Annotated in this window: 17 protein-coding genes and 2 tRNA genes; 7 read left to right on the forward strand and 12 right to left on the reverse strand. The window is 61.2% G+C overall.

Annotated elements, in window-relative coordinates; genetic code table 11:
- Positions 1 to 2: 2 nt before the first annotated feature.
- Positions 3 to 845: a putative RNA uridine N3 methyltransferase gene (locus tag GJR99_RS14140; RefSeq protein WP_151113246.1), complete on the reverse strand. Its 843-nt coding sequence runs from the start codon at positions 843 to 845 to the stop codon at positions 3 to 5.
- Positions 846 to 1,133: 288 nt separating this feature from the next.
- Here GJR99_RS14140 and GJR99_RS14145 point away from each other — a divergent pair.
- Together GJR99_RS14145 and GJR99_RS14150 are read left to right on the forward strand one after the other, a co-directional pair.
- Positions 1,134 to 1,204, forward strand: a tRNA-Gly gene (locus GJR99_RS14145).
- 10 nt (positions 1,205 to 1,214) lie between these two features.
- Positions 1,215 to 1,285 (forward strand) — tRNA-Gly (locus tag GJR99_RS14150).
- 278 nt (positions 1,286 to 1,563) lie between these two features.
- On the opposite strand, the gene GJR99_RS14155 is transcribed toward GJR99_RS14150, so the two are convergent.
- The 6 genes from GJR99_RS14155 to GJR99_RS17510 all read right to left on the reverse strand — a co-directional run bounded on the left by GJR99_RS14155 (position 1,564) and on the right by GJR99_RS17510 (position 8,184).
- A complete protein-coding gene (locus GJR99_RS14155; protein WP_151113248.1) occupies positions 1,564 to 3,255 on the reverse strand; it encodes a hypothetical protein in 1,692 nt (563 codons plus the stop codon).
- A 248-nt stretch (positions 3,256 to 3,503) separates the two neighbouring features.
- Positions 3,504 to 5,642, reverse strand: a complete 2,139-nt coding sequence (katG, locus tag GJR99_RS14160) for a catalase/peroxidase HPI (RefSeq protein ID WP_151113250.1) — start codon at positions 5,640 to 5,642, stop codon at positions 3,504 to 3,506.
- A gap of 607 nt (positions 5,643 to 6,249) precedes the next feature.
- Entirely contained in the window at positions 6,250 to 6,504 is a 255-nt protein-coding gene (locus GJR99_RS14165) for a hypothetical protein (RefSeq protein WP_151113252.1), read from the reverse strand.
- 63 nt (positions 6,505 to 6,567) lie between these two features.
- Positions 6,568 to 6,876 (reverse strand): DUF7130 family rubredoxin-like protein, encoded by a 309-nt coding sequence (locus GJR99_RS14170; RefSeq protein ID WP_151113254.1) that lies wholly within the window; start codon positions 6,874 to 6,876, stop codon positions 6,568 to 6,570.
- Between the two features lie 37 nt (positions 6,877 to 6,913).
- Complete coding sequence (locus tag GJR99_RS14175) at positions 6,914 to 7,972, reverse strand: YihY/virulence factor BrkB family protein (protein ID WP_151113257.1); 1,059 nt, start codon at positions 7,970 to 7,972, stop codon at positions 6,914 to 6,916.
- 44 nt (positions 7,973 to 8,016) lie between these two features.
- Positions 8,017 to 8,184, reverse strand: a complete 168-nt coding sequence (locus GJR99_RS17510; RefSeq protein WP_191967135.1) for a hypothetical protein — start codon at positions 8,182 to 8,184, stop codon at positions 8,017 to 8,019.
- Between the two features lie 103 nt (positions 8,185 to 8,287).
- Between GJR99_RS17510 and GJR99_RS14180 the strand changes: the two genes are divergently transcribed.
- The 3 genes from GJR99_RS14180 to GJR99_RS14190 all read left to right on the forward strand — a co-directional run bounded on the left by GJR99_RS14180 (position 8,288) and on the right by GJR99_RS14190 (position 10,131).
- Positions 8,288 to 8,602, forward strand: coding sequence for an MTH1187 family thiamine-binding protein (locus tag GJR99_RS14180; RefSeq protein WP_151113259.1), 315 nt, complete (start codon positions 8,288 to 8,290; stop codon positions 8,600 to 8,602).
- A gap of 90 nt (positions 8,603 to 8,692) precedes the next feature.
- Entirely contained in the window at positions 8,693 to 9,625 is a 933-nt protein-coding gene (mch, locus tag GJR99_RS14185) for a methenyltetrahydromethanopterin cyclohydrolase (RefSeq protein ID WP_151113261.1), read from the forward strand.
- Positions 9,622 to 10,131: a hypothetical protein gene (locus tag GJR99_RS14190; protein ID WP_151113263.1), complete on the forward strand. Its 510-nt coding sequence runs from the start codon at positions 9,622 to 9,624 to the stop codon at positions 10,129 to 10,131. Before mch ends, GJR99_RS14190 begins: the two co-directional genes overlap by 4 nt.
- Here GJR99_RS14190 and GJR99_RS14195 read toward each other — a convergent pair.
- The 5 genes from GJR99_RS14195 to GJR99_RS14215 all read right to left on the reverse strand — a co-directional run bounded on the left by GJR99_RS14195 (position 10,128) and on the right by GJR99_RS14215 (position 16,130).
- A complete protein-coding gene (locus tag GJR99_RS14195) occupies positions 10,128 to 11,732 on the reverse strand; it encodes a GTPBP1 family GTP-binding protein (RefSeq protein ID WP_151113265.1) in 1,605 nt (534 codons plus the stop codon). The genes GJR99_RS14190 and GJR99_RS14195 overlap by 4 nt on opposite strands.
- A 187-nt stretch (positions 11,733 to 11,919) precedes the next feature.
- Complete coding sequence (locus GJR99_RS14200) at positions 11,920 to 12,465, reverse strand: J domain-containing protein (RefSeq protein WP_151113267.1); 546 nt, start codon at positions 12,463 to 12,465, stop codon at positions 11,920 to 11,922.
- Positions 12,466 to 12,527: 62 nt separating this feature from the next.
- Positions 12,528 to 13,325 carry an orotidine-5'-phosphate decarboxylase gene (gene pyrF / locus GJR99_RS14205; RefSeq protein WP_151113269.1) on the reverse strand — a complete coding sequence of 266 codons (798 nt, stop codon included), beginning with the start codon at positions 13,323 to 13,325 and terminating at the stop codon, positions 12,528 to 12,530.
- Between the two features lie 84 nt (positions 13,326 to 13,409).
- A complete protein-coding gene (locus tag GJR99_RS14210; protein WP_151113271.1) occupies positions 13,410 to 14,591 on the reverse strand; it encodes an MFS transporter in 1,182 nt (393 codons plus the stop codon).
- Positions 14,592 to 16,130, reverse strand: coding sequence for an amidohydrolase (locus GJR99_RS14215; RefSeq protein ID WP_151113273.1), 1,539 nt, complete (start codon positions 16,128 to 16,130; stop codon positions 14,592 to 14,594).
- A gap of 191 nt (positions 16,131 to 16,321) precedes the next feature.
- On the opposite strand from GJR99_RS14215, the gene GJR99_RS14220 reads away from it, so the two are divergent.
- Both GJR99_RS14220 and hmgA read left to right on the forward strand, forming a co-directional pair.
- Positions 16,322 to 16,630 carry a hypothetical protein gene (locus GJR99_RS14220; RefSeq protein ID WP_151113275.1) on the forward strand — a complete coding sequence of 103 codons (309 nt, stop codon included), beginning with the start codon at positions 16,322 to 16,324 and terminating at the stop codon, positions 16,628 to 16,630.
- A 64-nt stretch (positions 16,631 to 16,694) separates the two neighbouring features.
- Entirely contained in the window at positions 16,695 to 17,906 is a 1,212-nt protein-coding gene (gene hmgA / locus GJR99_RS14225) for a hydroxymethylglutaryl-CoA reductase (NADPH) (protein WP_151113277.1), read from the forward strand.
- Positions 17,907 to 17,912 lie beyond the last annotated feature (6 nt).

A 17,912-nucleotide genomic window follows, 5' to 3' on the forward strand; every position in this document is an offset into this window, starting at 1 on the left:
ATTCACTCCGTGAGTGTCAGGGAGGCGAGTGAGGCGAACATCGCTTCTTCTGTTCGCACCACGTCGCTTCCCTGTCGCGGAATCGTATTGAGCCAGAGGTCGAACCCCGGACCACCGGAAGGTTCGACGTCTGCAACATCCTCGGGAGACATCCCGAGCATGTCCGGAAGCCCACGGCCCGGTGAACCGAAGACGACGGTCATACCGCCGGTGTCGGCGATGCGGGCAGTCAGTTCACCCAATCTGGGGACTGACAGCGGCTCGCCATAGCGAGACGTGGCGATTCGCACGCCCGCATCTGGCCTGCCGAGTGCTTCCGTGAGGTCCATGCGGGATACGTCGAACCCCGGAAGGGGGTCGTCGACGATCCTCGCACGGACCGGTTCTCGCGAAGAGATCCTGACAGCGACGCGCTCTCCCTCTGAAACGTCCATCCCAGGGGGGACGAACAGGGAGATCGGGTGTTGCATTCCGCAATTGACCCGAACGCGGTCGTCAGGTCCGACCTCGGTCACGATTCCTTCTCGCAACGCGGGCAACTCGTCAGAGTCGTCCGCGGTCGTAGACGAGACGAGAACGGGCGGCAAGATTCCAGCGTAGCGAAGTTCGTCCCGCTTGCCCCAGGCCTCCTTTCGGAGGTAGGGGGGCGTCGCGGCGTACCGAAGTACGGTTTCGACGAACTCACCGCCCCACTTGTTCTCGCCATCTTCGTCGGGGAAGATGACGAGTTCGTCCGCCCGGAAGACCGCCGCCGCGCGGGCGACGTAGCCGAGTTTGCGAGTTGCCTCGCGTTGATCTTCGGCTTCCCGGACGAGTGAGGTCGGCACGAGTACGCTGAGTTTCATGCCGTGTTCATCCTCGTATCGTCTAGACTGTGGCGTTTGTACCGGGGGCCTACCTAAAAGAGTAGCGAATCCGTTCTGGGGTGGTACAAGGTCCCACGACCCATTTTGTGGGGGATTGGCGAATGACGCATGTTAGTGAATTACACGATTATCGACAGGTAGCTGCAGACGAATCTCGTATGGTAGCAGGTGCCGCGCTGTCGCCCGATTTCTCCCCCGTTTCGCAAGTCTTATTTATCAATCCGGTATTACCCTGAAGTGCAGGAAGCCCCACGATACACGCGGAATGCGCTGGTAGTGTAGTGGTATCACGTGACCTTGCCATGGTCACAACCTGGGTTCAAATCCCAGCCAGCGCACTTCCATACTGCGTCGGTAGTGTAGTGGTATCACGTGACCTTGCCATGGTCACAACCTGGGTTCAAATCCCAGCCGACGCACTTTCTAAACGGAACCAAACGAGGAGTCGCTAGACTCCGAGTTCCGTGGAGTGAAGAAGTGTTCCAGAAGGGATTCTGAACCAGGGAGCGAACGCCAGTGAGCGACCGTGGTTCACACGAGCGAAGCGAGTGTGAGCACGTGCAGGGACTGCACAGCGTTCAAATATTCATCTTCCGACACGAAGTAGAGAAGAACGATGTCGACGGGTGGTAATTGCAGTCTGTATTGGTGTTGGACAGTCAAGTAGCATTACTGAGGACTTCGACGACTCGTTCAGTCAGTAGTTCGAATCCAGACGCAGTTCGATAGCCGTGTTCAAGAGGGAGATAAGAACGAGAATACCAGTAATAACTGCGACGAGTGGAGAGATGTTCATCTGAATCGTTATGAGAATCACCGCACAGGCAAAGACAACAGGGGGAAGCTCTCCAGCGAACTTCCAATATCCATCACGGGATGAGGCCCAACGAGACCCGTCCGGCATATAATACAGCGAAGTCAATAGTACGCCTCCAAAAAATAGCAGGTACAAGAACGAATCGAACCCGAATGTGCTCGCAGGGAGCCACACTACGAGTGCTCCGAATTGAATTAAGACCGTAAGTAATGTATCTCGAGTGTCTGTTCGTATAGACCACTCCCTCTGTGAGCGGTCCTTCTGCCGGAGTCGGTGTAGACCCCATATCATCGGAACCATCGATAGTACTCCTGTCCCAACTAGCGCCAGGGCAGCGACAACCGGAGACACATTGTTACCCATGGTCCTCCCCAGTACAGCGATTGCGACGAACGGCAGGTGGGCAGGGATGAGCAACCAATCTAGACAGGCCACGCTCGACTGAGATTTCTGGTTACCACCCTCAGTCCACTTGGCTTCCCAATATTCGACCGCTGCACCAGTACGCTCCAACCGACGGAGCCAATAGATTAGTGAATAGACACCCATTAGACATATTGCCACCAGTATAGAACCGAGTCCAAGGATAAGTCCTACCGAAGAGACATCGAGTGCTGAGCCTGATAGAACAGGTCTCGTCGCTCTGCGGAGGAGTAATATCATGGCACCGGCGGAAAAAAGGAATACCTGACCCGAAAGTACAGACCCAAGAAGACTGACGAGAATTACAATACTCCCTTTGATGCTCTTTGCGGCTGTGCTAATACTGTCGACAAGGCGCAAGTCAACCTCAAATACTGGCGCTTTGAGGCGCGAATTTCTGAAACTCGTGAATATATCCAGTCTTTGGGCAATCAGTCCAATAAACAGAAAGACCTCGGGGAGCGGGTAAAATAGATTGAGAGCGATTCCTACAATTCCAACGATACAGGCGACGAACACTGGAAATATCGATAGTGCGGTGACGCTACCACCTCGGATATATCGGCTCAATCCATCATCTGTGAGATTATACATTTCTTCCGCGTTGCCTTCTGCAAAGTCGAAGAACCCCCCATATGGGTTGAGAATGCCTTTGCTGGTGTCGTACAAATCGCCCTCATATTCGAACATGAGGTAGTACCAGAACACGACTGTTCCAACCACCAAGAAGACCAGAGTTAGGAGGATTACAACAGTCGGTTCGTTAGCCGTCCGTTGAAGAACACCGGGAACCGCCACTGGAATGAGTCCGCCCCAGGACCCCAAACCGAAAACGACTGCAAATATCGCGGTGAGTATCCGAAATCCGCGGCTATCAGAGACCGAGACGGAATCTGGGTACAGCATCTCGGTGTGGGAATAGACGAGGTAGCCAAAGAGTCCCCAGGTAAGTGCCAATCCGAGGTCCTGATTGCCGATCAAAGATTGATATACTACAAAACCAACTGCCGATGGCCCTGCCACGTCGATTCCTACTGCAACGAGTGGGTCGAGAAGTTTCGCAGGGATTGAGGGGAGCAACGCAGCAGCTGTGAACGCCTCCACTCTTGAGCCTGCGAGTATCTTCCGGATACGAGGCAGGAGGAACATGTTCTCCGAACCTATGTTCTGGTTAGCCAACAAAAACGTTTGGCTCGTTTCACAGCTCTTCGAGTTGCTCTCCTCATCTGTGGGCTGTGTCGAAACCGCCAGACAGCGAACTGATTAAAACAACTCCGGCACAATCTCGGACGTATTCCCCTCGAGTCTGTTCTTCGAAAAAGTAGCGTCGCGTTCGAGAGACTGCGGTCACGACGCCATCGAAGCGTCGTCGACGGTCTCCATCCACTCGGCCGAGATTATTCGAGGTCGAATCGGTCGAGGGTCATCACTTTGCTCCACGCGTCGACGAAGTCACGAACGAACTTCTCTTCGGCGTCGTCACAGCCGTAGACCTCTGCGATGGCCCGAAGTCGGGAGTGCGACCCGAAGACGAGGTCCACGCGAGTGGCCTTCGCCGAGAGTTCGCCCGTTTCACGGTCGTATCCTTCGAACACGTTGTCGGATTCCGACGACTGTTCCCACTCCGTATCCATACCGAGCAGGTTCACGAAGAAGTCGTTGGTCAGCGTCTCCGTCTGGTCGGTGAAGACTCCGAGGTCGGACTGCTCGTAGTTCGCGCCCAGCGCACGCATTCCGCCGACCAGAACCGTCATCTCGGCGGGCGTCAGGTTCAGCAGGTCTGCGTTGTCCACCAGCAGTTCTTCGGCCGGTTGGTCGGCGTCGTCTCCGAGGTAGTTACGGAACCCGTCTGCCTTCGGTTCGAGTGCGTCGAACGAGTCGGCATCGGTCTGTTCCTGTGACGCGTCGACACGTCCAGGTTCGAACGGAACGTCCACGTCGTAGCCAGCGTCCGCAGCCGCCTTCTCGACTGCTGTGCACCCACCGAGAACGACGAGGTCGGCGAGCGAAACCGCCGTCCCGTCGGACTGGGAACTGTTGAACTCCTCCTGTATCCCTTCCAGCGTCTCCAAGACGGTGGCTAACTGTTCTGGCTCGTTTACCTCCCAGTTCGCTTGCGGTTCGAGACGGATTCGGGCCCCGTTTGCACCACCACGCTTGTCGCTCCGGCGGAACGTCGACGCCGACGCCCAGGCGGTCTTGGCGAGTTGGGAGACAGAAAGCTCCGAGTCGAGAATCTCCTCTTTGAGTGCGGCAATCTCGTCGTCACCGACCAGGTCGTAGTCGGCGTCAGGGAGTGGGTCTTGCCACAGCAGTTCCTCGTCTGGAACCTCTGGGCCGAGGAATCTGGACGGTGGGCCCATGTCGCGGTGAGTCAGTTTGTACCAGGCCTTCGCGAAGGCTTCTCGGAACTCCTCTGGGTTTTCGTGGAAGCACTTCGCAATCGGTCGGTAGTCTGGGTCCTCCTTGAGTGCGAGGTCCGTCGTGAGCATCATGGGGGCTTCCCGCTTCGACGGGTCGTGAGCGTTCGGGACGTCGTCTTCTGCAGATTCGTCCGTCGGCCGCCACTGCCACGCACCGGCGGGGCTCTTCTCTAGTTCCCACTCGTATTCGAACAGGTTGTCGAGGAATCCGCTGTCCCAGTTGATCGGCGCGTTGGTCCACGCACCTTCCAAGCCACTGGTAATCGTGTCGTTACCGTTGCCCGTTCCGTGGGAGTTCTTCCAGCCGAGACCTTGTTCTTCGATTGGGGCACCTTCAGGGTCTGGGCCGAGGTCGTCGTCGGGGGCAGCACCGTGGGTTTTCCCGAACGTGTGTCCGCCGGCGATGAGCGCGACCGTCTCCTCGTCGTTCATCGCCATGCGGTCGAACGTCTGCCGGATGTACTTCGCTGCCTCGAGTGGGTCGGGCTCGCCGCCCGGCCCTTCGGGGTTCACGTAGATGAGGCCCATGTGGTCGGCGGCGAGCGGTTCTTCGAGGTCGCCGTCTTCGTCGTGGCGCTCGTCGCCGAGCCATTCCTCCTCGGACCCCCAGTAGACACCCTCGTCAGGTTCGAAGGCGTCGTCGCGTCCACCGGCGAAGCCGAACGTCTCGAATCCCATCGATTCCAGCGCGACGTTCCCCGTGAGCACCATCAGGTCGGCCCAGGAGAGTTTGCGGCCGTACTTCTGTTTGACAGGCCAGAGCAGTCGGCGTGCCTTGTCGAGGTTGACGTTGTCGGGCCAACTGTTGAGGGGCGCAAAGCGTTGTGCACCGTCGGACGCGCCACCACGGCCGTCGCTCGTTCGGTACGTGCCGGCGCTGTGCCACGCCATCCGAATGAAGAGCGGTCCGTAGTGACCGTAATCAGCAGGCCACCACTCCTGGGAATCCGTCATTACCGCTGCGAGGTCGGCCTTCACAGCGTCGAGGTCGAGCGTCTCGAACTCCTCCTCGTAGTCGAACTCCTCACCCATCGGGTCGGTCCGGCGGGCGTTCTGGTCGAGACTGTTCAATTTCAACTGATTCGGCCACCAGTCTTGGTTGGACCCGTTCATCAGCAGGAGTTTGTTGTTTTGTGTGTTAAGGTTGTCTAATTAGAAAATCAGATTTTAATTTAGAAATGTAGTGTTTGGTGTAGACTAAGCAACGGACAGAACAAGAGAACAAATGTTAGTGTAGACTCAGCTATGGTTTGGAGTGTAGGAGGCAGCGTTTCTATCCTCCCCAGACTGGTGTCGAGAGTCCAAACTCTGGTAGACTCAGTCGTGTACGGAGGGTCCGGAGTGACACTCACACTGGTCATCAAACTCTCTGCCGGCGCACTATTTCCGAACTCGACCTTCGAGGAACCATGGCACTAACTGGCACGCACTGGGTCGAATCGACTCTCAGACGATTCCCCTTCTCCCCTCACCAACTGGATTCACTCTCCCCTCACCAACTGGATTGACGACGTGCGCGTGAGCGAAGTAGTATATATCGTCGAGACGAGGCTCCAGTGACCAATATGTTGTCGAGACGAGACTCACTGCTACACTCCAGTGACGAGACTCACTGCTACACTCCAGTGACGAGACTCACTGCTACACTCCAGTGACGAGACTCACTGCTACACTCCAGTGACGAGACTCACTGACTCAGCAGTGTACTGCCCGTGGGAGCTCAATACCCGAGCGTATCGACCGTCTCGATTCGTTCGAGACCGTCGAGTTCGCAGAGTGCCGCCACCTCAGACTCGGGGAGAACGACCACGACTCCACCGAACTGCAGTTCTTTTTCTATCGACCCACCGAGCGATTCGACGTGGTCGTCGAGGGCGACTCTGGCGTCGTCGTCGGCGGGTTCGACGCGGAGTTCCGCTGTCTCGTCGTCGAACGGGTCGTCGCGCATCCGGCGGACAGGGTGAGAGAGGTACATACTCGCCGGTGGGTGTCTGGCGGGAAAACCGTCGCGGTCAGTAGTGACAGACGCCCCGGTGCGTCAGTCTTCGGTGTAATAGTACAGTGCTTCGCGTCCCGTCCCACAGTCCGGGCAGGCAGTCGGATAGGCCGTCAGTGACCCGACGTTCCCACAGTCGTCGCACTGCCAGACGAGGAAGGCCTCCCCGAAGTGGTGGTGACCCATCGTTCGGTTTTCCACGACGACTGGAGGGCGGACAGCACGTGATTCGGTCGTCGAACTCGTCTCGACTGTCTCCCACGTCGTGTGGTCTCCGTCGAGTGGGCGGGTTGGCGTGACCGGTGTCTCACTGGGCGGCGTGACCGGACGGGAGGATTTGTCGGTTGCCATAGTCGACCTACGCTCGCAGGAGAGATAATCCACGTTGTCAGTCGTCTTGACTGTCTGGCCACGACGACCATCTGAGTTCTAACCGGACCGGCCCTTCGGGGAGGAACCGGTTCAAGTCGGTGTCGACGACGACTTTTTCGGGGGATGGAATCCGAACTGTCTCGTCTCCGACGCGGACTTCGACGGCTTCGTCTGGGTTGTCTGTGACGAGTTGCTCGAATCGACTGATGGCCGCGACCACGTCGCTTCGCGACGCTCCACCGGCCTGCGAGTCGATGGGGACGCCACCGAAGAGCGGGCGGACGTTCACGTCACGCGAGCGATTCGAGAGAACCGCGTTCACCGCCGCACCGAGGAGGATGACGAGCCCGCTGAAGTAGAGCCACGTCAGCAAGACGAGGATACCAGCGACCACACTCGACTCGGGAGCGCGACTGCTGTACTGGACGTAGAGCCGAAAGAGCGACTCGAACGTCGTCAACCCGACCGCAGCGACGAGCGTCCCTGGGACGACTTCCAGATAGGACACGTCCTCGTCGGGGAAGATGTAGTACATCGGGTAGAACGACGCGAAGAGGAGGACGACGAGGACGCCGCGGTAGACGACCCATCCGAGCGTTCCATCGAGTGGCGGAAGCGCAGTCTCGATGAGCGCCCCCACGACGACGGCGAGTGCGACGGTGACGAGGACGACGACGCCGTCGGAGAGTTGGTCGGTGAACGTGTTTGCTGCTTCCGACTCGTAGATGTCCGAGAACGCGGTGTCGAGGCCGCGGAAGATACGGAGCGTCCCCCACACCAACACGAGCACACCGACGACGGAGAGACTCGCGAGTTGACTCGACGTTTCGAGTTCTGCGACGATGACGTTGCCCGCGCCGGGCGTCAGCACGGACTCGATGAGGGTGATGACGCTCTGTCGGAGGTCGCTGTTGCCGGTCGCCGAGACGGCAGCGAGCACGAGGAGGAAAAGCGGGAGTAGTGAGACGAACGCTCCGTAGGCGATACTGCCGGCCATGAACGTGAGCCGTTCGGCACGAACCTCGTAGGCGATTGCCCGACCGAGGGTGAGTGCACGCGTGACGCGCTGATTCATGGAATCCGATACGTCGGGCAGAGAGAAAAAACAGCGCCGAGGAGTTACCGCGTCGTCGTGAAGAGCCCGATTGCGATGCCGAGCGCACCGCCCGTCGCAGTCCACTCCGTCGAGTACCCCACCAGTTCACCGACTACCGAGCCGAAGATGACACCGACCACGATCGCCGCGGCGAAGACGAGTGCCAACTGCGTGATACCACTGCGAGACATATCTGAATGGAAGACTGTCAGGAAGATAGCCTCGTCGGTTCGAACCCATCTTATCGTATTTCTAACACGTTGTTTTACCTTTCGTCGGGACGACGTGTGTGCTATGACGGTCATTGCAATGCTGAGCGTCGCACCGGTTATCGAAGGCAGTATGTCGGGCGAAGTCGCCAAGGCGGTCGCCGCACTCGACGACTTCGACGTGTCGTACGAGACGAATCCGATGGGGACGATTATCGAGGCGGACGGCATCGACGAACTACTCGCCGCAGTGGCCGCGGCCCACAAAGCAGTCGATGGCGACCGAGTGAGCACGTTCCTGAAGGTAGACGACAAGCGAACGGTAGACCAGCGTGCCGCAGACAAGGTGTCGGCGGTGGAAGAACACCTCGGGCGTTCGGCGACGAAAGACCGCGAATAACCAACTGAGTCGCACTTCGAGATACGTCCACGTGCGCCGCAGAGCGGGAGACTGACAAACCCTTTAGCCGAAGACGCGTAATCGGCGGGCATGGACAGCATCAATCGAATGGCCATCGAACTGGTGGACGAGGCGCTCGACTTCGCCGGCGAACTCGGCATCGAGGCCTACGAACTCGACTCCGGTGCGACGGTCATCGACTTCGGCGTCGACGCCGACGGCGGTGTCGAAGCGGGGATGCTCCTCGCTGAGATTCAGACCGCCGGCCTCGCGACGGTACAGACGCGGATGGGTGAGGTTGCAGGGACACCGCGCCCCTACGTCGAACTCTCGACAGACCGGCCCGCACTCGCACTCCTCTGTTCGCAGAAGGCCGGGTGGGAACTCGTCTTCGACGACTTCGACGGACTGGGGTCGGGTCCGGCACGCGCCCTCGTCGGTGAAGAAGAGGAGTTCCACCACCTCGAATACTACGACGAGTTCGACCTGACGGCGCTCACCGTCGAGAGCATCGAACTGCCGACTGACGAGGTGGCCGAACACGTCGCAGAGATGTGTGACGTCGAACCAACTGCCGTCTTCCTGCCCACGTACGCGACTGGGTCTCTCGCCGGAAGCGTCACGGGCGCGGCCCGTGCGGCAGAACTCGCGATGTTCAACCTGTTCGAAGCAGGCTACGACCCAGAACACGTGATTTCGGTCAACGGGGCTGCTCCCCTCGCACCCGTCAGTTACGACGAGAGCGTGGCGATGAGTCGAACGAACGACGCCGTCGCCTACGGCGGACGCGTCCACATGACCGTCACCGAGGACTTCGACGACTTCGACCAGGCAATCTCGACTGTGGGCGAGGAGTACGGCGTGCCCTTCGAGCAACTGTTCGAAGACGCCGAGTGGGACTTCGGCGAGGTCGACCCCGGTGTGTTCGGCCCGGCACAGGCGACTATCGACGTCATCGATGGCCCCACCTACACGTTCGGTGAGACGGACGAATCGGTCCTCGCCGACTCGTTCGGACTGTGAGGCGAAAGCCGGTCCCGCCCGCACCGGAGTCGGTGGACCGACTCTGGGAGGCCCACCGCGCCGTCCCGCTCGTTCCGGGGACCGAAGACGACTGTTGTGGTCGTCTCGCCACGCGGTTAGACGTGACACCAGACGAGGGACGCGATTGGCTGGTGTTCTGTCAGTCGCTCGGACTCGCCCGTGAGACCGGTCGCGGATTCGAGCGCCTCCGCGACGAACGGTCACTCGACGACCTCGCAACGGCGTTCGAAGCGAACGTCTTCGGTGCTCGGGAAGTGCTCGACACCCTCGCCAACAGCGACGGTTCAGTCACGGCCGACGCAGTCTTCGAGGCGTTCGAACCGACCGTCCCGAACTGGGAGCGTCACCGCGACCCAAACGGGTGGGAACGACGCTGGCGTGGGCGGGTTACAGCCCTGCTCGACTGGGCGGTGCTGTTCGGGATTGCACGAATAGAAGACGGCGGGTACGTCGCTGTCGACGGCCGATCGCTGGACGCTGATTAGTGAATCTTCGTCACCGTACCGACGCCTTTTGACCGACCCTCACGGAAGACGAATCGTTGGCCCTCCTCGACGAAGTACGGTCGGAACTTGAACTCGACGCGAGTCGTTCCGGTGTCGCCCGGCAGCAGTTGGCCGCCGTCGGGGTAGAAGACTGCTGCTTCGGAGATGGTCTCGATGTGGACGACCGGTTCGTACCCCGCGCGGATTCGAGTCGGGTGGTTGAGCACCATCACTTCCGCTTCGAACTCGCGGACTGCAGTGGGCTCGGCGTCGGCGGGGAGCAAGACCATCCCGCGTTCGACGTCAGACTCGCGGACGCCCTTGAGTGCGATACCGACGATACGGCCGGCGTTTGCCCGGTCGACCCGGTGGTAGTGCATCTCGATAGACCGCACTTCGACCTCCTCGAACGACCCGTCGCCCATCGGGCCCAAAAGGAGCGTGTCGCCCGCTTCCACCGCACCGGAGTTGACTGTCCCGGAGGCGACGGCACCGACCCCCGTGACCGAGTAGGTCCGGTCGATGTACATTCTGAAGTCGCCTTCGGCAGCACTCCGCTTCGGGAGGGCTTCGAACATGTGGTCGAGTTCGGCCAGTCCGTCCATCGTCACCGCACTCGTCAGGACGATGGGGACGACCGACTCACTAATCTCGTCGACGGCCGCTTCGACGCCGTGACGTTCGACACTGAGAGGCGTTCGACCCACGTTTCTGAGGAGTCGTTCGACGTCGCGTTCGACCTCGTCGAGTCGGTCTTCGGAGACGGCGTCGGCTTTCGTGATAGCGACGATAGTCGGCAGTTCCATCGCCAGCAGGATGCCGAGATGTTCTCGAGTCGTCCGCGTCGGGCCGTCGTCGGCGGCGACGACGAGCAACCCGTAGTCGAGTCGCTGGCCGACGAGTCCACGAATCGTCGTCCGAAGCCACGGTTCGTGGCCGACGGTATCGACGAAGGAGACGAGTCGGTCGGCTTCCTGGACGATGTGTGCCCGGTCCGATTTCCGATGGGGGTTTCGCATGTGGACCGGCCCGTCCTCGGAAAAGCCGTAGACTGCATACGAGAGGTCCGCAGAGAGACCACGCTCGATTTCGTGCGGTTGCACGTCGAGGAACGACCGCGTCTGGCCGTTTCCGTTGTCGGCCTGTCCGGTCACGAGCGACCCGACGAGCGTCGACTTGCCGTGGTCGACGTGGCCGGCGGTTCCGACGACGATGTGGTCGTCGTCGACGTCCAGCATCGCACCCTCACGAATGGTCGCGACGCCGACGAGGCCGCGTTCGGCGCGTTCGCCGACGCCCCACGTCTCGACGTCTTCGATGTGTGCGCCCGCTTCTTCGGCGAGTAGGGAGAGAACGTCCATCGTCTCGGAGAAGTCTTCCGGAGAGATACCGGCGATACCACCATCGTCGGTGACGCCGACCACGTAGGTGGCGACGCCATCTCCAGAGAGCACTCTGTGTCGGAGTTGTGCAGCAAGCGACTCCATCCGACCGTCGGACAGGTGAACGGCACGGGTGAGGCGTTCTTTGAACTCGACGTTTCCGCCTTCTTCCTCACCGCGCTCGAGGGCCTCGTCGAGGATGGCCCGGTCAGCGCTCATGGCCGGCCGTAGGAAACCAACCGTGAAAACGCTTTCCGCGGTAGTGGTAACCATGTTAATACCACTCACGGGACATCACCGACTCGTCAGTGGGCTGTCTGGACATCGACCGGTATCGGCGAACGAGTACTCTGAATGCGCAGAATGCTCGAAATATCGACGAACGAGTACTCGGAGTGCTCGAACGTTACTCTGACAGGCGTTCGTACGCCCGAGAGACTCGTTTGAAGGCTTCCTCGTCACCCGTCTTCGAATCGGGGTGCGTCTCTTTGACGCGCTCACGGTACGCTCGTTTCACGTCCTCGGACGAGGCGTCGGCGTCGAGCCCGAGCGTGCGGAGTGCTTCGCTTCGACTGAGTCCGTTCCGTGGGGGTCGAACACGCTGATATCGGGTTCGTCGGCTCGTTTGTCCGTTGCCGCCGAATCGACCGGCACCGGGTCCCTCGCGTGGGTCTCCACGAGGGCCAGCACCGAAGCCTCCGGTCTCCGTTCGACCCCCGGCTCTGCCACTCGACTGGAACCCGACGCGTCCGTCACCCATTCGGACCCGTTTCTGATAGAATCGGTCCTCTAAGCGACCGCTGACGTGGGCGTACATGAAGTACGTCGTCGCGCCGAAGGGGATGGCCATCACCAGCAGAAACGGCTGGTACGCGAAGGCCAACACCACGATGAGCATGGTGATACCCGCGAACACTGCTGCGAGGCCCATGACGAGTCGGTCCCGGTCCACACGCCTTCTATGGGATGGACGAGGGTAAACGTCTCGCCGGACCCGCCTCGGTCGACTGGCAGTTAGCGGTACTGATTCAGCCGATTCTTGAGACGCTTTGCGGCCTGCCCGGCGGCCTTGTCGAAGTTCTCTCCCTGGTCTTCGCCGGCAAAGATGATACCGCGCGAGGAGTTCACGAGGCCGACGCCGTCTGCCAGACCGAACTCGACTGCTGCCTCGGCGTCGCCGCCCTGTGCACCGACACCGGGGACGAGAAACGGCAGGTCGGGCACCTGTTCGCGGATGTGTTCTAACTCGTCTGGACCGGTCGCACCGACGACGAGGCCGACGTTGCCGTGTTCGTTCCAGAGGTCACAGAGCGCCGCGACACGTTCGTAGAGGGGTTCACCAGACGCGAGTTCGAGCGACTGGAGGTCTGCCCCACCCGGATTCGACGTGCGGCAGAGGACGAACACGCCTTTGTCTGCACGGCCGAGGAACGGTTGGATGGAGTCACGGCCCATGTATGGGTTGACCGTAATCGCGTCCGCTTCGTCGAGCAAGTTCGCGTACTTTCGGGTCGTGTTGCCGATGTCGGCGCGTTTGGCGTCGAGGAGGACTGGAACGCCCTTTCCGTGGGCGTAGGCGATGGTCTCGCGGAGCGACCGCCAGCCATCGGCGTCCTCGTAGAACGCCGCGTTCGGTTTGTAGGCCGCCGCGTGTTCGTGGGTGGCGTCGATGATGCGGCGGTTGAACGCCCACCGCGGGAGGTCCTTGTCGAGGAGATGGTCGGGGATGCGGTCGATGTCGGCGTCGAGGCCGACCGAGACGACGCTGTTCGTCTTCTCGATTCGGTCTCGAAGGTCGTCGAAGAAGCCCATTGCCCGCGAGTGCGACGACCGGAAGTAAGGGGTTTTCCCTTCACTTCGGTTCGACGGCCCCCCACAGAGAGGCAGTCCTGACGGTCACACTGGTCGCTCGACCACCCACAACAGGCCCGCACCGACGAGCAGAACCCCGCCGAAGGCGGCGAGCGCACCCGCCGGTGAGATTACGTCCGCGACCACGCCACCCGCGAGTTCGAAGGGGACGACTGCGAGCGAGTAGAGCATGCCGGCGGCAGACAGCACCGTCGCCCGCCCGACCGAGTCGACCCGGTCGTTGACGTACTGATTCCCGAGGACGACAGAGGCGTTGGTGATAGCACGGGTGAGGACGAACGCGGGGAAGGCTAGTACGCCGACGAGCGGAAGCGACCCGAACGCGAGCGCGACGAGAACGGGAGCGAGGAGGAACCACCGACGAATCCCGATTCGGTCGCGTATCCAGCCTGCCCGGTAACTCGCGGCCGCCGCCGCGAGTGAGAAGACGGCGTACGAGGCGCTGACCGCCGTGTTCGACGCGGACGCCGGAACGCCCAACTCGAGTGCCACGTCGCGGACGATTGGCTGGTCGAAGATGTACGCCATGTTGACGACGCCGAAGAGGAGCGCGAAGTAGACCACGAAGCCTCGAAGCGGTGGCGAAGTCAGTCGCTCTCGAATGACGCGAATCGCCTTCTGTGGGGTGAAGTCACCTCCTGTCGTCCCTGTCTCGGGCACGGAGAGGAGAACCGGAATCCCGAGTGCGGTCACACCTGCAGTCGCGAAGAAGGTGACCGAGTAGGTCGTCGCGTCGGCGATTACCCCACCGGCGAGCGTGGTTACGGCACCGATTGCGAGGCCGACGCCGGTGGCACGCCCACGGACGTTGGCGAACTCCTGTGTCTCGCCCGTCTCGTCGAGTAAGTCGTAGAGCCACGCGTCGTCGCTCCCGGAGCGAAAGGTTTGGCCGACCGCCCACGTCGCGTAGACGATGGCGAACTGGAGAAACGTCGAGGAGAGCCCCATCGCGACCGTCGAGACGGCGATGATGGCGGTTCCGAGCGCCATCGCGGAGCGTCGCCCGAGTCTGTCGCCGACGTATCCAGTCGGGATTTCGCTGGCGACGAGTGCAAGCCACCAGACGCTGTTGAGCGCACCCACCTCGGCGAACGAGAGTCCCCGAGAGCGGACGAACAGAATCCAGATTGCGGCCGTAAACGAGACGAACTCGGTGGTCTTGTAGGCGTAATATTTCGCCACCGGTGAGCGGAGGCCTCGCTCCATTCAGTCGAGTGCCTCGAAGACGACTCGACCCTCTACGACCGTCATCGCGACGCCAATGTCGCGAATCGACTCGGCCCCCCACGGCGACTCGTCGAGGACGACGAGGTCGGCGGCCGCTCCAGGTTCGACGGTTCCCAGCCTCTGTTCGTCGAATCCGGCGTAGGCCCCACCCGACGTGTAGGCACGGAGTGCTTCGGTGACCGACAGGGACTGCTCCGGGTTCGGGTGGTCGGTCGCTAGGTCGACGCCGAGCAACGGCCCAAGCGGCATACAGTCGCTCCCGAACGCGAGCGTGACACCGGCGTCGAGCAAGTCGCGGTAGCGGTTGGTCTGCAGACGGCGCTCGCCGAGGCGAGTGTCGTAGAGGCCACCTTCGTCGGCCCACTTCAGGAAGTTCGGTTGGACCGACGCGACGACACCCAACTTCGCGAACCGTTCGATTGCTTCGTCGGAAGCGAGTTCGACGTGTTCGACGCGATGGCGTGCGGTTTCTGGGTCGGCCGTCTCTTCGTAGGCGTCGAGAACCGTGTCGATTGCCTCGTCGCCGATTGCGTGTGCGGTGAGTTGGTAGCCTGCCTCGTCCGCTTGGGCGACGAGTTCGTGGAGTTCGTCGGGTGAGACGACCCACTGTCCCGTCTCGTCGGGTGCGTCCGCGTACGGTTCGGTCACTTTGGCTGTTCGGCCGCCGAAACTACCATCTGTGAACGTCTTGATACCACCGACGCTGACGAGTCCGTCACCGTGGTTCGTCCGCAGACCGACTTCGTGGAGGGCGTCGAAGTGGTCCGACCAGTAGTTGATGCGAACGCGCAGGTCCAACTCGCCGTCGGCGGCGAGGTCACGGTAGACCTCGGGGGCGCGAGAGCCACGAACCATGTCGTGGACGCCGGTGACACCTCGGGCGTTTGCGTACTCCTGTGCGGCGCGGACGAGCTCGGCCATCTCTTCGCGGTCCGGTTCGGTCGCTTCCCAGAGTACGTCGATTGCTTCTTCGACGATGACGCCGGTCGGCTCACCATCTTCGGTCTGGACGCCCGCCGAGTTCATCTCGTCGCGGAAGCGGTCGAGAACGACGGAGTTGACGCCGGCGGTGTGGAGGTCTTCGCGGAAGGCGACGACCGGTGCTGTGTCGGAGACGCTGTCGAGGTCCTCGCGAGTGAGGTAGCGTGACTCGTCCCACGTGCTCTCGTCGTAGCCGAACCCGAGAATCCACTCGCCATCGTCGCCGAGTTCGTTCGCTCGCTCACCGAGCAGTTCGAGCGCGTCGTCCACTGACTCGGCTTTCGAGAGGTCGGCGTGGACGAGCGACCGTCCGACGTTCGGGAGGTGGGTGTGGGCGTCGACGAATCCGGGCAGGACGACTCGGCCGGCACAATCGACGACTCGCGTCTCGACACCAGCGAGCAGTTCCACGTCGTACGCGCGGCCGACGCGGACGACGTCGCCGTCGCGGATGGCGACTGCTTCGTGCGTCTCGTCCGGTGATTCGAGTGTGTGTACCTCCGCGTTCGTCAGTACGAGGTCCGCTGCCGCAGTCATACGTTCGACCCCGACGCGGGAGGGCAAAATCGTTCGGGATGTGTCGGCAACGTTGCGATGGACCGACTCTGTTGAGAGACTTGATAGCGGTAGTTTGTGGGGATAGGGTGAATCGCGAACTCAAGGCCAGCACAGTTGTGTTCTTCGACGTGACTTGGGATTTATGACAAATCGTGGTTGTGCTTTTACATATGAATAACCCGGTAGACCTCTCGGAGGCTGAAATCCCGCAGAATATCGACCAAACCCGGATTCAAATAGTCGAGCACGAAACTGGCGAGAAGATAGACCGATTCGTCGGAACACAGCCGCCAATTCCTGAACAAGGAGATTTCCTTCAGGTCGGCTGGTGGGATTCAGAGAACGGCGACGTAAGCGAAGACCATGCCGGTCCGTTCCGTGTGATGGACCGCTCGTACTACTATATCGAGCGACGAGACTATGACGAGAACGAAGAGGGACTCATCACGCTCGTCACCATCTCTGTCGTTCCAGCCTGATGATAACCTCTCACCGAGGCCAAGAACCGGAAACCGTTAGGGCAGGGCCAGAATACGTCGAAGCATGACAGACGCCGCGTCCCTCGCAGACCGCGTTCGGGAGGGCGAACTCCGCCTCCACGAACTCGAAGCACACGCCGACGCCGACGTCGCTGCCGAAGCACGCCGCCTCCTCGTCGAAGAGCAGTCGGGTGCGTCGCTCGACTCGGTCGGCAACTACGGTTTCCCCGCCGAAGTCGCAGAGTCGGCCATCGAGAATATGGTCGGAGCGATTCAGGTGCCGATGGGTGTCGCCGGACCCGTGACGGTCAACGGCGGGGCCATCTCGGACGAGAAGTACCTCCCGCTGGCGACCACCGAGGGTGCGCTCCTCGCGTCGGTCAACCGCGGGTGTTCGGTCATCAACGCCGCCGGAGGCGCGACTGCACGCGTCCTGAAATCCGGGATGACCCGCGCGCCGGTGTTCCGCGTCGCCGACGTCGCGGAGGCCGAAGCGCTCGTCTCGTGGACTCGCGACAACTTCGAGAAACTGAAAGCCGCCGCCGAGGAGACGACCAACCACGGCGAACTCCTCGACGTAACCCCGTACGTCGTCGGCAACTCCGTCTACCTGCGGTTCCGCTACGACACCAAAGACGCGATGGGGATGAACATGACCACCATCGCCACCGGGGCCGCCTGCGAAGTCGTCGAAGACGAGACAACCGGGTCGCTCGTCGCCCTCTCGGGGAACCTCTGTACCGACAAGAAACCGGCCGCCATCAACGCCGTCGAGGGACGTGGTCGGAGCGTCACTGCCGACGTTCGCATCCCCCGCGAAATCGTCGAGGAACGACTCCACACCACGCCGGAGGCCATCGCGGAACTCAACACGCGAAAGAACCTCGTCGGGTCGGCGAAAGCCGCGAGTCTCGGCTTCAACGCCCACGTCGCCAACGTCGTCGCCGCGATGTTCCTCGCGACGGGCCAGGACGAAGCACAGGTCGTCGAGGGCGCGAACGCCATCACGACCGCAGACGTGCAGGATGGGGACCTCTACGTCTCCGTCTCGCTCGCCTCGCTCGAAGTCGGGACCGTCGGCGGCGGCACGAAACTGCCGACACAGGCTGAAGGCCTCGATATCCTCGGCATCCGCGGCGGGGGCAACCCTGCCGGGTCGAACGCAGACGCACTCGCAGAGTGCATCGCAGTCGGGTCGCTCGCGGGCGAACTCTCACTTCTCTCTGCGCTCGCGTCGCGACACCTCTCGAGCGCCCACGCGGAACTCGGGCGGTAACTAACC

Source organism: Haloferax marinum (assembly GCF_009674625.1).
GTDB classification, from domain to species: domain Archaea; phylum Halobacteriota; class Halobacteria; order Halobacteriales; family Haloferacaceae; genus Haloferax; species Haloferax marinum.

Bases quoted from the DNA above. Each gene is read 5' to 3' on its own strand.
- GJR99_RS14140 (WP_151113246.1), bottom strand. From the start codon at position 845: ATGAAACTCAGCGTACTCGTGCCGACCTCACTCGTCCGGGAAGCCGAA.
- GJR99_RS14155 (WP_151113248.1), bottom strand. From the start codon at position 3,255: ATGTTCCTCCTGCCTCGTATCCGGAAGATACTCGCAGGCTCAAGAGTG.
- katG (WP_151113250.1), bottom strand. From the start codon at position 5,642: ATGAACGGGTCCAACCAAGACTGGTGGCCGAATCAGTTGAAATTGAAC.
- GJR99_RS14165 (WP_151113252.1), bottom strand. From the start codon at position 6,504: ATGTACCTCTCTCACCCTGTCCGCCGGATGCGCGACGACCCGTTCGAC.
- GJR99_RS14170 (WP_151113254.1), bottom strand. From the start codon at position 6,876: ATGGCAACCGACAAATCCTCCCGTCCGGTCACGCCGCCCAGTGAGACA.
- GJR99_RS14175 (WP_151113257.1), bottom strand. From the start codon at position 7,972: ATGAATCAGCGCGTCACGCGTGCACTCACCCTCGGTCGGGCAATCGCC.
- GJR99_RS17510 (WP_191967135.1), bottom strand. From the start codon at position 8,184: ATGTCTCGCAGTGGTATCACGCAGTTGGCACTCGTCTTCGCCGCGGCG.
- GJR99_RS14180 (WP_151113259.1), top strand. From the start codon at position 8,288: ATGACGGTCATTGCAATGCTGAGCGTCGCACCGGTTATCGAAGGCAGT.
- mch (WP_151113261.1), top strand. From the start codon at position 8,693: ATGGACAGCATCAATCGAATGGCCATCGAACTGGTGGACGAGGCGCTC.
- GJR99_RS14195 (WP_151113265.1), bottom strand. From the start codon at position 11,732: ATGAGCGCTGACCGGGCCATCCTCGACGAGGCCCTCGAGCGCGGTGAG.
- pyrF (WP_151113269.1), bottom strand. From the start codon at position 13,325: ATGGGCTTCTTCGACGACCTTCGAGACCGAATCGAGAAGACGAACAGC.
- GJR99_RS14210 (WP_151113271.1), bottom strand. From the start codon at position 14,591: ATGGAGCGAGGCCTCCGCTCACCGGTGGCGAAATATTACGCCTACAAG.
- GJR99_RS14215 (WP_151113273.1), bottom strand. From the start codon at position 16,130: ATGACTGCGGCAGCGGACCTCGTACTGACGAACGCGGAGGTACACACA.
- GJR99_RS14220 (WP_151113275.1), top strand. From the start codon at position 16,322: ATGAATAACCCGGTAGACCTCTCGGAGGCTGAAATCCCGCAGAATATC.
- hmgA (WP_151113277.1), top strand. From the start codon at position 16,695: ATGACAGACGCCGCGTCCCTCGCAGACCGCGTTCGGGAGGGCGAACTC.